The sequence below is a fragment of the Streptomyces cyaneofuscatus genome, from assembly GCF_033109485.1.
Lineage (GTDB): Bacteria > Actinomycetota > Actinomycetes > Streptomycetales > Streptomycetaceae > Streptomyces > Streptomyces cyaneofuscatus.
On sequence record NZ_CP137002.1, the window covers coordinates 4650993 to 4663993 of the forward strand.

A 13001-nucleotide genomic window follows, 5' to 3' on the forward strand; every position below is an offset into this window, starting at 1 on the left:
CACAAAGACATAGCCTGCATTCGACGGGGCGGTCTTGGGACATACGGCCGCCTGCAGCCCCGCTCATCCCGCAGGAGCACCGTGGCAACTGGCCGAACTCACCGACCGGCGACCCGTAGCCGAGGAATTCCCGAGGCCACCGTCGCCCGGCTTCCGCTGTATCTGCGCGCCCTCACCGCGCTCTCCGAGCGATCCGTACCCACGGTCTCCTCGGAGGAGCTGGCGACCGCGGCCGGGGTCAACTCAGCGAAGCTGCGCAAGGACTTCAGCTACCTGGGGTCCTACGGCACCCGCGGTGTCGGGTACGACGTCGAGTATCTCGTCTACCAGATCTCCCGCGAGCTCGGGCTCACCCAGGACTGGCCGGTCGCCATCGTCGGCATCGGTAACCTCGGCGCGGCCCTCGCCAACTACGGCGGCTTCGCCTCGCGCGGCTTCCGGGTCGCCGCGCTGATCGACGCCGACCCCGCCATGGCCGGTACGCCGGTGGCCGGGATCGCCGTCCAGCACACGGACGACCTGGACCGGATCATCAGCGACAACGGTGTGTCCATCGGCGTGATCACCACCCCGCCCGGCGCCGCCCAGCAGGTCTGCGACCGGCTCGTGGCCGCCGGGGTGACCTCCATCCTGAACTTCGCGCCGACCGTGCTCTCGGTCCCCGAGGGCGTCGACGTACGCAAGGTCGACCTCTCCATCGAGCTCCAGATCCTGGCCTTCCACGAGCAGCGCAAGGCCGGCGAGGACGCGCCCGCCGACGGCGAGGACCCCGAGGCGCCGCCGATGCGTGCCACGCCCGCGAGCCGGAAGGGACCCGACGGGGACATGCCCGCCGTGATGCCGGCATGAGCCTCCTCGTCGTCGGGCTGAGCCACCGCAGCGCCCCCGTCTCCGTACTGGAGCGGGCCTCCCTCGCTGCCGACACCCAGGCCAAGCTGCTCCAGGACACCCTCGCCGCGGAACCCGCGACCGAGGCCGCCGTCCTGGCCACCTGCAACCGCATCGAGCTGTACGCGGACGTGGACAAGTTCCACGCGGGCGTCGCCGAGCTCTCCACCCTGCTCGCCCAGCACAGCGGCGTCGGGCTGGACGAGCTCACTCCGTATCTCTATGTGCACTACGAGGACCGGGCCGTCCACCACCTCTTCTCGGTGGCCTGCGGGCTGGACTCGATGGTCGTCGGCGAGGGCCAGATCCTCGGCCAGATCAAGGACGCGCTCGCGCGCGGCCAGGAGCTGCACACCGCCGGACGGCTGCTCAACGACCTCTTCCAGCAGGCCCTGCGGGTCGGCAAGCGCGCCCACAGCGAGACCGGGATCGACCGGGCCGGGCAGTCGCTCGTCTCCTTCGGGCTCCAGCAGCTCGCCGCCGGGGCCGACCCGGGCCTCTGGGCCCGAGGCAAGCGCGCCCTGGTGATCGGCGCCGGATCCATGTCCTCGCTGGCCGCCGCCACCCTGGCGCGTACCGGCGTCGCCGAGATCGTCGTCGCCAACCGGACCCGCTCCCGCGCCGACCGGCTGGTGGAGATCCTCCAGCAGGGCGACGACACCACCGTGCGCGCCCACGCCGTCGAGATGTCCGCGGTCGGCGACGAACTGACACGTGCCGACGTCGTCGTCTCCTGCACCGGCTCCACCGGCCTCGTCCTCACCGCCGACGCCCTGGCCGACGCCCTCGGCGTCACCCTGGACGCCCCGGCCGAGGCGCCCGCCGTCACGGCCGTCCCGGCCCCCGCCGACGTCGACCAGCACGCCGCCTGGGTGGAGAACGGTTCCGCCACCTCCGCGCCCGAGGCCCCGCGCCGGATCACGCTGCCCGCGCAGTCCACCGGACCGGTCAGGCTGGCCCTGCTCGACCTCGCCATGCCGCGCGACATCGACGGCGCCGCCCACCGCATCGACGGTGTCCGGCTCGTCGACATCGAGTCGCTCGCCGACGCCTCCGCCGACGCCCCGATGGCCGCCGACGTGGACCAGGTCCGCACGATCGTCGCCGACGAGGTGGCCGCCTTCGGCGCCGCCCAGCGCGCCGCCCATGTCGCCCCGACCGTGGTCGCCCTGCGCACCATGGCCGCCGACGTGGTCGCCGGCGAGATCGCCCGGCTGGACGGCCGCCTCCCCGACCTGGACGAGAAGCAGCGCGCCGAGATCACCCAGACCGTGCGCCGCGTCGTCGACAAACTCCTGCACGCGCCCACCGTGCGGGTCAAGCAGCTGGCCAGCGAGCCCGGCGGCGCCGGGTACGCGGACGCGCTGCGCGAACTCTTCGACCTCGACCCGCAGACGGTGGCCGCCGTCTCCCGGGCCGACCTGAACGACCCGAATAGAGGGCGGTCATGACCGACAACTCATCGCCGGGCGCGGGCAACCCCGCGCCGCTCCGGCTGGGCACCCGGCGCTCCAAGCTCGCCATGGCCCAGTCCGGCCTCGTGGCCGAGGCGGTCCGCGAGGTGACCGGGCGCGCCGTCGAGCTCGTCGAGATCACCACGTACGGGGACACCTCCCGTGAGCACCTGGCGCAGATCGGCGGCACAGGTGTGTTCGTCGCGGCCCTGCGCGAGGCGCTGCTGCGGGGCGAGGTGGACTTCGCGGTCCACTCGCTCAAGGACCTGCCGACCGCCCAGCCCGACGACCTCGTGCTGGCCGCCGTGCCGCAGCGTGAGGACCCGCGCGACGCCCTGGTGGCCCGCGACGGGCTCACCTTCGAGCAGCTGCCCGACGGCGCCCGCATCGGCACCGGTTCGCCGCGCCGCATGGCGCAGCTCAACGCGTACGCCCGCTCCCACGGCCTGCGGATCGAGACCGTCCCCATCCGGGGCAACGTCGACACGCGGATCGGGTTCGTGCGGGACGGGGAGCTCGACGCGGTGGTTCTCGCCGCCGCCGGGCTCAGCCGTCTGGGCCGGAGTGGTGAGGTCACCGACTTCCTGCCGGTCGACACCGTTCTGCCCGCTCCCGGCCAGGGAGCACTGGCGATCGAGTGCGCTGCCACAAGCGCCGACCTCGCCGCCGCGCTCGCCGAGCTCGACGACCCGTACACCCGGGTCGCCGTGACCGCCGAACGTGCCCTGCTCGCCGCCCTGGAGGCCGGCTGCTCCGCACCTGTGGGTGCGCTGGCCGACCTCCTGGTCGACGGACAGGTTGTCAACGAACTGCGCCTGCGCGGAGTCGTCGGTTCCACCGACGGTTCCTCGCTGGTACAGCTGTCCACCACCGGTCCCGTCCCCACGTCGCACGACGACGCGGCGGCCCTCGGTCGCGAACTCGCGTCCGAGATGCTCGCCAAGGGTGCGGCCGGTCTTATGGGGGAGCGAGCACTTTGAGCCCCACCGGCCCCGCCGCATCCGACTTTCCTGCCCTGTCCCCACGAGGCCAGGTCACCTTCCTCGGCGCCGGTCCCGGCGACCCGGGACTGCTGACGCTGCGCGCCGTCGAGGCGCTTGCGAGCGCGGACGTCCTGGTCGGCGAACCGGACGTTCTCGACGTCGTCCGCGGCCATGCGCGGGCAGGCGTAAGCACGTCTGAGCTGACGGTTGTTGACGTGTCGTCAACAGCCGCCGGAGTGCCCGTTCTCAGGGACGCGGCCAATCTTGTCATGGAGGCGGCCAAGGGCGGCAGGCGGGTGGTCCGTGCCGTCGCGGGCGACCCGGGCCTGGACGGCGACGCGGGCGCGGAGATGCTCGCCTGCGCCGCCGCCGGGGTGCCCTTCGAGGTCGTCCCGGGCGTCGCGAACGCCGTCGGCGTGCCCGCGTACGCCGGGGTGCCGCTGCGGGACGCGCAGGGCGCCGACGTGCGGTTCGTCGACGCGCGTACGGCCTCCGACCGGTGCTGGAGCGAGGTCGGCGCGAGCGACGCGACCGCCGTCGTCTCCACCACGCTGGACTCGGTCGCGGCCGCCGCCGGTGAGCTGGTCTCGGCGGGCCGCAAGCCCGACACCCCGCTCACCGTGACGATCGCGGGCACCACCACCCGCCAGCGGACCTGGACGGCGACCCTCGGGACGATCGCCCAGACCCTCAAGCAGGCGAAGGTGCTGCCCTCCCCGGAGGGGCACCGGCCGGTCATAGCCGTGGTCGGTGAGCGCAGTGCCGCCGCCCAGCGCGACCAGCTCGCGTGGTTCGAGTCCAAGCCGCTGTTCGGCTGGAAGGTGCTCGTGCCGCGGACGAAGGAGCAGGCCGCGTCGCTCTCCGACCAGCTGCGTTCCTACGGTGCGGTGCCGCACGAGGTCCCGACGATCGCCGTCGAGCCGCCGCGTACGCCCCAGCAGATGGAGCGCGCGGTCAAGGGCCTGGTCACCGGGCGCTACGAGTGGATCGCCTTCACCAGCGTCAACGCGGTCAAGGCGGTGCGGGAGAAGTTCGAGGAGTACGGGCTGGATGCCCGTGCCTTCGCCGGGATCAAGGTCGCGGCGGTGGGCGAGCAGACCGCCGCCGCCCTGGTCGACTTCGGTGTGAAGCCGGACCTGGTGCCCTCCGGTGAGCAGTCCGCCGCCGGGCTGCTGGAGGACTGGCCGCCCTACGACCCGGTCTTCGACCCGATCGACCGGGTGTTCCTGCCGCGCGCCGACATCGCCACCGAGACCCTGGTGGCCGGGCTGATCGAGCTGGGCTGGGAGGTCGACGACGTCACCGCGTACCGCACAGTCCGCGCCTCGCCGCCGCCGGCCGACACCCGCGAGGCGATCAAGGGCGGCGGCTTCGACGCGGTCCTGTTCACCTCGTCCTCGACCGTCCGGAACCTGGTCGGGATCGCGGGCAAGCCGCACAACGTGACCGTCATCGCGTGTATCGGCCCGGCCACCGCGAAGACCGCCGAGGAGCACGGCCTGCGGGTGGACGTCCTGTCCCCGGAGCCGTCCGTGCACAAGCTCGCCGAGGCGCTCGCCGCCTTCGGCACGCAGCGGCGGGACGCGGCGAAGGAGGCCGGCGACCCGGTGACCCGGCCGAGCGAGCGGCGCCCGGGTGCGCGCAGGCGCCGGACGACGACCTGAGCGGTGTGACGTGAGTGGGTGGGCCCGGTCGCTTCGGCGGCCGGGCCCACTGTCGTCGCCGGGGCCGGGCCACCTGCCGTTTCCGGGGCCTGCCGGTGGTGTCTTTGCCGGTGACGGTGTCGGTAAGACCGTGCTGCGTACGGGGCTATCGTCGAAGGATGACTGCGTACGGAAACTTCCCCGGCTCCCGCCCCCGGCGGCTGCGGACGACCCCGGCGATGCGGCGGATGGTCGCCGAGACCCGGCTCGACCCGGCGAACCTGATCCTCCCCGCGTTCGTACGGGAGGGCATCGACGCCCCGGTCGCCGTCTCGGCCATGCCCGGCGTGTACCAGCACACCGTGGACACCCTGCGGAAGGCGGCCGTCGAGGCGGTGACCGCCGGGGTCTCGGGGATCATGCTCTTCGGCGTCCCGGAGGACGCGAAGAAGGACGCCCGGGGCACGGTGGGCACCGACCCGGACGGGATCCTCCAGGTCGCCCTGCGCGCGGTCCGCGAGGAGGTCGGCGACGACCTGGTGATCATGTCGGACCTGTGCCTGGACGAGTTCACCGACCACGGCCACTGCGGGGTCCTCACCGCCGACGGGCGGGTGGACAACGACGCGACCCTGGAGCGGTACGCGGAGATGGCCCAGGTCCAGGCGGACGCCGGGGCCCATGTGGTGGGCCCCAGCGGGATGATGGACGGCCAGGTCGGCGTCATTCGCGACGCCCTGGACCAGACCGGGCACGAGGACGTGTCGATCCTCGCCTACACCGTGAAGTACACCTCCGCCTTCTACGGGCCCTTCCGTGAGGCCGTCGGCTCCTCGCTGACCGGCGACCGCAAGACCTACCAGCAGGACCCGGCCAACGCCCGGGAGTCGCTGCGGGAGCTGGCGCTCGACCTGGAGGAGGGCGCCGACATGGTGATGGTGAAGCCCGCCGGACCGTATCTGGACATCCTCGCCAAGGTCGCGGAGTCCGTGCACGTGCCGGTCGCGGCGTATCAGATCAGCGGCGAGTACGCGATGATCGAGGCCGCCGCCGAGAAGGGCTGGATCGACCGGGACAAGGCGATCCTGGAGAGCCTGACCGGGATCCGGCGGGCCGGGGCGCAGATGATCCTCACCTACTGGGCGACCGAGGTCGCCCAGTGGCTCGGACGTGGCCGGGGCTGAGCCGTCGTCCTCAGGGCCCACCCGCTCCGGTCTCCTGGAGCCGGTGGGCCTCCTTGATGGAGAAGCGGGCGCTGTCCCGTACGAGCGGGTCCTGGTCCGCGCGGGCGGTGGAGTCCAGGGCCATCGCGACGAGCGGGTCCGAGGTGTAGGGCGCGAGCGACATCGCCGCGTACTGGCGGACCAGGTCCTCCTCCGGTTCCCGCAGGGCGGTGAGCAGGGCGCGGCCCGCGCGGCGGCGGAGGTCGGGGTCGTCGGGGGGCCAGACCCGCAGGACGGTGGCGCTCTCCACGCGGGCGAGGTCGTACTCCTCCGCGTCGGCGACCACCGAGACGAGGAACGGCAACGCCTGCGCGTTGGCGTCCAGTTCGGTGATGATCTCGCGCTTGCGGTCACTGCCGGGGGGCAGTGCGCGGTACTCGGCTATCAGGCGTTCGGCGGCTTCGGCCGCTGCCGCAGCTGCCGTGGTCGGGGGGTGCGTGTCGTTCATGGGGGTGGACACTTTCTGTCAGGGCCAGTCGACCAGTGCCATGAATGCTACGAAAGTGACCATCGTGGTGGCAGGTGCCGCCAGTGCCAGACCCACGCGCCGGGCCGTGTTCCGCACCTGCCAGGGCACGGTCCAGCTGGCGACCAGCACCATCACGGCCAGGACCAGACCCACGCACAGGACCGTCCACGCCGGCACGAAGCTCGCGTCGAAACGGGCGGCCGCGGTGCCGTCGCAGGAGTCGCATGCCATCGGGGTGAGCCCGCCGACGAAGAGGGCGGCGAGTCCCATCGGCAGGGTCACGAGCGTGCAGACGAGCGGGGCGATCCAGGCGCGGTGGTCGCGTGCGGTGTCGGGCATGCGTACGAGTCAACCTCGGGCGGCGGTCGCTCGCATGAGTACGGGTGCTCAGCCGTTCACGCCCGCGCGTCGAGCCAGGCGCGGGCCTCGCTCCGTTCCCCTTCCGTGAGCGGCGGGCGGACCTGGTCCGGGTGGCGCAGGACGTAGTGCTCGCTCGCCGCCTTCAGTCCGATCGCGCGGGCCCCGGCGGAGAGGCGGGGGTCGTCCGCCACTTCCCGGGCGCGCTGCCACCAGCCGCGGCTGCGCGGGTCGAGGGCGTAGTGCCAGAGCGGCTGGGCCGGGTCGGCCACGCCGATCAGGACCCGGTGCAGGACGTACTCCCGGATGCCGGGCTTTCCGATCAGCCGCTCGGCGACGTGCAGCGGATGCGTGCCGTCGAGCCGGGCGCGGAGCAGGACCCAGGTCATCAGGTGGCCGGTGTCGTGGCCGCCGGACACCACGAACTCCCAGAGCTCGGCGGCCCGGGTCTCGTCCGGCGCGCCCAGGTGGGTGAGGAGGCGGAGCGGGGCCTTCCAGAGCGGCTTGGGCCTCGCCCACCAGGCCAGCAGGTCGTCGGCGGCCGGGTAGGCGAGGTCCTGGGCGAGGCAGGTGAGGGTGACCAGGGGGTGGCGCCACTCGGTGTACGTGGTGCGGTACTGCTTGGTCAGCTCCTTCTTCCAGCGCGGCAGGAGGGCGAGCAGCTCCGTTTCGCCGGCCTCGCCGTGGGCGTGGAGGAGCTCCAGGCAGAAGGCGATGCCCTGGACGCCGGTGGCGGGGTCGGCCAGCCGGTCCCGCAGCCATCGGATGTCGGCGGGGGAGAGCGTGCGGTAGCGGTGCCAGAGGTCGCCGAGCGCGCCTTCGTAGGTGGTCAGGTCCGGGCCGGTGCCCGCGAGGAGGTCGTCGCGGGCGGCCTCGTACCGGTCGGCGGCGGCGAGCGCGTCGGCCGCCTCGGGACCGGTGAGCCGGGCTGCTTCCTCGCGTACGAGAGCGAGGCGGTCGTACGCGGCGTGCGCGGCCGCCACGCGGAGCGGGCGCGGCAGGCGGTCGTCGGTGGTGAGGCGGACGGTGGTGAGAGCGGTGAATGCCTGGGCGGTAGCGCGGTCCGTTTCCGGGTGGGTGGCGCGCCAGTGCTCGGTGACGGCGGTGCGCAGCGCGGCCAGCAGGGCGGCTTGGGCGCGTTCCCCGTCGGTGAGTTGGTCGGAGAGCGTACGGGCGGTCTGGTACGGGTCCGGTTCGTGGAGCGTGCGGTACGTGTGGAACCAGGCGGGGACGGCGCTGTCGTGACCGGCTAGCGCCATCGCGCGCAAGGTGGCCAAGGCCTGCGGCGAAGGGTGCTCGGCGAGGATCTCCGCCGCGGCCGGGCCCAGGGCGGCGGCCACGTCCCAGGCCTCCTCCCGCTCCTGACGCAGCAGTGCGTTCAGTACGGGCCACCAGCCGGACCACGCGGAGAGCCGCCCGGCGTACTCCTCCTCCCAGGCGGCCAGCAGCCGTGACGTCTCGTCCGGCGTCAGCGCCTTCCGCAGCTCCAGCGCGGCGGCGAACCCCGCGACCCGTGGCAGCCCGACCGGAGAGGCCAGCCGGTCGTGCAGCCAACGCTCCTCGGGCCCGGTGAGGGGGGCGGGGGAGCCGTGGTGGCGGGACGTGCCGATCCGGTCGAGGAACTGGCGTACCCCGGCCTCGTCCCGCGGATCGGGCAGGCCGTCGGCGTCCCGCTCCGTGACGCGGTCCAGCTGGAACGCGCCCCGCGGGCCGCCGCTGACGAGCCGGTAGCCGGGCGGACCCTCGCCGAGACCGGCGGCGACCGTGGAGTGATCGCCGCCCCAGTGCAGGTAGAGCGGGCCGGTGAGCGTGCCGGAGCGGTCGAAGGCGGAGTGGGACTGCCAGTGCCAGTACGCGAAGGAGGTGCCGGTGGCGAGGGACCGGGCCGCGAACAGCTCGGCGGCGTCCTCGTGGCCGTCGGACTGGGTGTAGCGGCTGCGGGTCGGTGGCGGCAGGGCGGCGAAGCCGTCGCCGCCCAGGCCGCGCCACCAGGCCGTGATCCGGGTGAGGTCGGAGTGGTGCTGTGCCGTCAGTCCCACCAGAACGACCACACTTCCTGGTCGAGCACGTGCTTCTCCGCGTAGGCGTCGAGGTCGTACGGCGGGGACTGGTCGATGTTGTCCGGGCAGAACGCGTAGTGCTCGGCGGCCAGCGCGCGGGCCTCCTCCGGGGTGGTCGGCGGGCGGCCCACGGAGACGATCATGGTGTCGAAGCCGAGCACCACGACCCGGGCGTCGTAGCGGTCCTCCCAGGAGCGGAGCACCGCGCAGAGCCGGGCCACGTCGTTCTCGTGGTTCACCGGTCCTGACCAGCCGATCGCCGCCGGTATGTCCGCGCTGCGACGGGCCGGGACGAGGGCCATCCGGGCGCCGCCGAGCCAGCTGTCCGGGTCGGCCGTGATGACGCCCGCGAGACCCGCGGCCGCCTCGTCCGGGTCCTCGCCGGACTCCTCCGGCGTCGGGGCCAGACCGGGCCAGGAGCCGGCGGAGCGCTCCGAATCGTCGCCGGCCTCGCCTACCTCGCCGACTTCGTCATCCGCGTAGTCCGTCCAGTACCCCGCCAGCACCTCGTCGGCGTCGTGGTCGCCCGGATACGTCGTGCTGTCCGGGCACAGGTCCCACTCCTCGGGCCACTGGCCGCGCGAGCCCCCGTTGACCAGCACCGGCAGCAGCCCGAGCCGCCGCCCGGCCGCCCGCAGGGCCGCCCAGTCACGGGGAGCGGCGGGCCCCTCCGCGTACCAGAGCAGCGGTTCGTGCCAGGGGCCGTCCAGGGTGGCGTCCACCAGGGAGCCGGGCGGGAGGTCCAGGCCCGAGGAGGCCAGGGAGGGCAGGGGATTCGGGAGCGTCGCCATGGTGGTGACTCTAGGGGGCGCCACTGACAACGCCCGGTGCGTCGGCGGGCGGTGGGCCGGGGGACGCGGGTATCGTCTCCCGACCGTCGCACCCGATCGTCGTACCGTGCGCTGTGCCCGTCCGTCGTACCCGTCCGTCGCGTGCCCCGCCCGGCCCTGTCGCCGGGCCGATCCGGCAGGAGCCTCCATGAACAAGATCGTCTCGTCCATCTCGGTCTCCCTCGACGGCTTCTTCGAGGGTCCCGACCGGGACATCGAATGGCACTCCGTCGACGAGGAGGTGCACCAGCACTTCAACGACTACCTGCGGACGGCGGGCGCGTTCGTCGAGGGGCGCGTCACCTACCAGTTGATGGAGGAGTTCTGGCCGACGGCCGACCAGGACCCCGCCAACGCCGGGCCGATGGCCGAGTTCGCGGGCATCTGGCGGGACATGCCGAAGTACGTCTACTCCCGGACGCTGGAGAGCGTGGGGCCGGGGGCGACCCTGCTGCGCGAGGTGGACAGGGACGAGGTGTGCGCGGTGCGCGACGCGGCCGCCGGGGACCTGATCGTCGGCGGGGCGGACCTGGTGGAGACGTTCCGGCGGCTGGACCTGGTGGACGAGTACCGCGTCTACATCCACCCCGTCCTCCTCGGCCGGGGCCGCCCGTTCTTCGGGGAGGCGGCGGACCTGCAGGGGCTGCGGCTCCTGGAGAGCCGGACGTTCGGCAACGGCGTGGTGCTCCTGCGGTACGAGACGGATCCGGCACCGGCCGATGCGTGAACCGTACGTACGGTTCACGCATCGGCCTCTTGGGCGTTCCGGCGTCAGTACATGAGGGCGTTCGCCCGGTCCGACTGCCAGTAGGTGACGAAGCCGTTGTCGTCCCAGTAGGTCTCCGCCGGGAGCTTCAGCTTGGCGGGAGTGTCGTACGTCGAGCCGTTCTTCTTGGCGAAGAACACCGACAGGTTCTTGCTCTTGTACAGCTTGCCCTGGCCGGGCTCCCCGCTGAGGCCGATGCCCGCGTACGCCTCCTCGCCGGGCGCCAGCGTGACCACGGCCTGCGGCTTGCTGTCCTTGAGGATCGGGAAGACGGACTGGGCGCCGTCGAAGCCGAGGTGCGGCGCGTAGTAGGCGTCGCAGAGGCCGGAGCCGGTGTTCTTGAGCGTCAGCAGCAGGTGGTTGATCGGGCGGGTCACCTTGGTGACCGTCACCGTGGTGTTCGCGGTCGTGCAGGTGGTGCGGGCGGTGGACGAGGCCTGGGTCGCCGTCTCGGTGCCGCTGTGGGTGCCCTGGTCGCCGTTGCCGCCGGCGTGCTTGCCCTGGGCGGGTGTGGAGGCGGTCCCGGCGGGCGCCTCGGCCGGCGGCGCGGTGGTCTCCGAGGTCTGCGGCGTCTGCGGAGCGGTGGACTCCGTCGTGGCGGCCGGGGCCGGGCCCGCGCTCTTCGTGCCTTCGTTCCCGCCGCAGGCGGTCAGCGAGAGGGCGGCCACGAGTGCGGTGGCGGCGAGCGCGGTGGTGCGGATGCGGTTGGTGCGCATGGCGGTGGTACTCCCCGTGTTCGGTAGGTCAGTTCGTACGTCGGTCGGTGCTGCGGTCTGGTCCGAGCTTGTGGGGTGGCTGATTCCGGCCGCAACGCCCGGCGAACCATTGGGGATGCCGGAACGTCTACGCATACGGTGACCTGCGGGAATTCCACGTCCCTGGAATGCCGTTCCGGGACGACCAGGGAGGGGAACGCCGTCGTGGCGACGCCGGAGGCCGAGCAGTTCGCGGCCCTGCTGAAGGAACTGAAGGACCGTTCGGGGCGCAGTTACGGGGTGCTGGCCGGGAGACTGCACGTCAGTACGTCGACCCTCCACCGGTACTGCAACGGTGACGCCGTGCCCAACGAGTACGCCCCCGTCGAGCGGTTCGCCCGGCTGTGCGGGGCGGTGGGCGACGAGCTGGTGGAGGTGCACCGGCGGTGGATCGTGGCGGACGCGGCCCGGCGGCGGCCTGCGGGGGCGGGGGCAGTTACGGGGGCGGCGGCTCCGGTTCCGGCCACGTCTGTGCCGACGGTCGCGGCTGAGCCCGTTGCCGCGCCTGAGCCTGTTGCCGCGCCTGAGACCGTTCCCGTGGCGGAGCCTGCCTCCGGCCGCTCCCCTTGGGCCCGGCTCTCCCGGCGTACGCGGGTGCTCCTCGCCGCCGTCGCGGTCGCCGCCCTCCTCGTGCCGGCCACCGTCGTCGCCGCCGATCTCGTCGGGGCGCGGGCCGAGGACGGCGCGGGCGCTCCAGGGCCCGGGGCCCGGGCGGACGACGACACCTTCACGCCGCCCGTCGCCACCGACCTCCAGCCCTCACGGACACCGGCCTCCCCCTCCGCGAGCGCTTCCCCGTCCGCGTCCCCGTCCTCCGGCGCGCCGTCGGCCGAGCCGTCGGCCGAGCCCGGCGCGCCCGCCGGATCGGCCGGTTCCGCCGAGGAGCAGCCCCGAGGCGGCACCCGTACCGGCCTCGGCGCGCCGCCCGCCGTCACCATCTCCTCGTACAACTGGGACGAGCCCTGCGGGCAGTTCTACCTGCTGGACCGGGGGCCGGAAGGGGTGGATCCGCCGCCCCCGCCGCAGGACCGGCGCGGCTGGGCCCGGTCGTACGGCGGAGTGGAGGGCGGGAACACGCTGCTTCAGCTGACCGCGCAGGGCACCTCGCGCGAGGCGGTCGTCCTGAAGGGCCTGTATGTGCGGGTGGTCTCCCGCAAGGCGCCGCTGCCCTGGTCGGCGTACCTGATGGGGAACGGGTGCGGCAGCAGCATCGTGCCGCAGACCTTCGCCTCCGACCTGGACACCGGGCATCCGATCATGACGCCCGTACCGGGGACGCAGGGCGACCGGACGATCCCGGCCAAGCCGTTCCCGTACAAGGTGTCGTCCGAGGACGTGGAGGTCTTCAACCTCGACATGAAGGCCGGGGGGTACGACGTGACCTGGTACCTGGAGCTGAAGTGGAGCAGCGGCGGGCGTGAGGGGATGCTGCGGATCGACGACCACGGGAAGCCGTTCCGGACGAGCGGTATGCGGGGGCGGCCGATGTACACGTACGGCAACGACGAGGTGAAGTGGGAGCCCTACCAGGCGGGTTGAGTCGGCTGAGGGAGGGGCCGGTCGCTGTCCGTGG

At 73.2% G+C, this 13001-nt stretch carries 12 protein-coding genes; 7 read left to right on the plus strand and 5 right to left on the minus strand.

What is annotated here, in order from left to right; translation table 11 throughout:
* The first annotated feature begins 81 nt into the window (after nucleotides 1–81).
* The 5 genes from R2B67_RS20570 to hemB all read left to right on the plus strand — a co-directional run bounded on the left by R2B67_RS20570 (nucleotide 82) and on the right by hemB (nucleotide 6152).
* Nucleotides 82–849 carry a redox-sensing transcriptional repressor Rex gene (locus R2B67_RS20570; RefSeq protein ID WP_018512653.1) on the plus strand — a complete coding sequence of 256 codons (768 nt, stop codon included), beginning with the start codon at nucleotides 82–84 and terminating at the stop codon, nucleotides 847–849.
* Entirely contained in the window at nucleotides 846–2339 is a 1494-nt protein-coding gene (locus R2B67_RS20575; protein ID WP_317820068.1) for a glutamyl-tRNA reductase, read from the plus strand. Before R2B67_RS20570 ends, R2B67_RS20575 begins: the two co-directional genes overlap by 4 nt.
* Nucleotides 2336–3322, plus strand: coding sequence for a hydroxymethylbilane synthase (gene hemC, locus R2B67_RS20580; RefSeq protein ID WP_237326503.1), 987 nt, complete (start codon nucleotides 2336–2338; stop codon nucleotides 3320–3322). The genes R2B67_RS20575 and hemC overlap by 4 nt, the downstream gene beginning before the upstream one ends.
* Nucleotides 3319–4989 (plus strand): bifunctional uroporphyrinogen-III C-methyltransferase/uroporphyrinogen-III synthase, encoded by a 1671-nt coding sequence (locus R2B67_RS20585; RefSeq protein WP_317820070.1) that lies wholly within the window; start codon nucleotides 3319–3321, stop codon nucleotides 4987–4989. The genes hemC and R2B67_RS20585 overlap by 4 nt, the downstream gene beginning before the upstream one ends.
* 158 nt (nucleotides 4990–5147) lie before the next feature.
* Nucleotides 5148–6152, plus strand: coding sequence for a porphobilinogen synthase (hemB, locus tag R2B67_RS20590; protein ID WP_317820071.1), 1005 nt, complete (start codon nucleotides 5148–5150; stop codon nucleotides 6150–6152).
* 10 nt (nucleotides 6153–6162) lie between these two features.
* On the opposite strand, the gene R2B67_RS20595 is transcribed toward hemB, so the two are convergent.
* Genes R2B67_RS20595 through R2B67_RS20610 form a run of 4 tightly spaced genes read right to left on the minus strand, consistent with a single transcriptional unit; the run spans nucleotide 6163 to nucleotide 9868 of the window.
* Nucleotides 6163–6639, minus strand: coding sequence for a hypothetical protein (locus R2B67_RS20595; protein WP_030573753.1), 477 nt, complete (start codon nucleotides 6637–6639; stop codon nucleotides 6163–6165).
* A gap of 18 nt (nucleotides 6640–6657) precedes the next feature.
* Nucleotides 6658–6999, minus strand: a complete 342-nt coding sequence (locus tag R2B67_RS20600) for a hypothetical protein (protein ID WP_018512659.1) — start codon at nucleotides 6997–6999, stop codon at nucleotides 6658–6660.
* A gap of 56 nt (nucleotides 7000–7055) precedes the next feature.
* Nucleotides 7056–9068 (minus strand): hypothetical protein, encoded by a 2013-nt coding sequence (locus R2B67_RS20605; protein WP_317820075.1) that lies wholly within the window; start codon nucleotides 9066–9068, stop codon nucleotides 7056–7058.
* Nucleotides 9047–9868, minus strand: a complete 822-nt coding sequence (locus tag R2B67_RS20610; protein WP_317820077.1) for a DUF4253 domain-containing protein — start codon at nucleotides 9866–9868, stop codon at nucleotides 9047–9049. The genes R2B67_RS20605 and R2B67_RS20610 overlap by 22 nt, the downstream gene beginning before the upstream one ends.
* Before the next feature lie 187 nt (nucleotides 9869–10055).
* Between R2B67_RS20610 and R2B67_RS20615 the strand changes: the two genes are divergently transcribed.
* Entirely contained in the window at nucleotides 10056–10634 is a 579-nt protein-coding gene (locus R2B67_RS20615; RefSeq protein WP_237326498.1) for a dihydrofolate reductase family protein, read from the plus strand.
* 44 nt (nucleotides 10635–10678) lie between these two features.
* Here the strand turns inward: R2B67_RS20615 and R2B67_RS20620 are convergent, their stop codons facing one another.
* Nucleotides 10679–11389 (minus strand): DUF4232 domain-containing protein, encoded by a 711-nt coding sequence (locus R2B67_RS20620; protein WP_317820080.1) that lies wholly within the window; start codon nucleotides 11387–11389, stop codon nucleotides 10679–10681.
* Between the two features lie 204 nt (nucleotides 11390–11593).
* Here R2B67_RS20620 and R2B67_RS20625 point away from each other — a divergent pair, with 204 nt between their 5' ends.
* Complete coding sequence (locus R2B67_RS20625; RefSeq protein WP_317820082.1) at nucleotides 11594–12967, plus strand: helix-turn-helix domain-containing protein; 1374 nt, start codon at nucleotides 11594–11596, stop codon at nucleotides 12965–12967.
* Nucleotides 12968–13001 lie beyond the last annotated feature (34 nt).

Bases quoted from the DNA above. Each gene is read 5' to 3' on its own strand.
- hemC (WP_237326503.1), top strand. From the start codon at position 2,336: ATGACCGACAACTCATCGCCGGGCGCGGGCAACCCCGCGCCGCTCCGG.
- R2B67_RS20610 (WP_317820077.1), bottom strand. From the start codon at position 9,868: ATGGCGACGCTCCCGAATCCCCTGCCCTCCCTGGCCTCCTCGGGCCTG.
- R2B67_RS20575 (WP_317820068.1), top strand. From the start codon at position 846: ATGAGCCTCCTCGTCGTCGGGCTGAGCCACCGCAGCGCCCCCGTCTCC.
- R2B67_RS20595 (WP_030573753.1), bottom strand. From the start codon at position 6,639: ATGAACGACACGCACCCCCCGACCACGGCAGCTGCGGCAGCGGCCGAA.
- R2B67_RS20600 (WP_018512659.1), bottom strand. From the start codon at position 6,999: ATGCCCGACACCGCACGCGACCACCGCGCCTGGATCGCCCCGCTCGTC.
- R2B67_RS20615 (WP_237326498.1), top strand. From the start codon at position 10,056: ATGAACAAGATCGTCTCGTCCATCTCGGTCTCCCTCGACGGCTTCTTC.
- R2B67_RS20620 (WP_317820080.1), bottom strand. From the start codon at position 11,389: ATGCGCACCAACCGCATCCGCACCACCGCGCTCGCCGCCACCGCACTC.
- hemB (WP_317820071.1), top strand. From the start codon at position 5,148: ATGACTGCGTACGGAAACTTCCCCGGCTCCCGCCCCCGGCGGCTGCGG.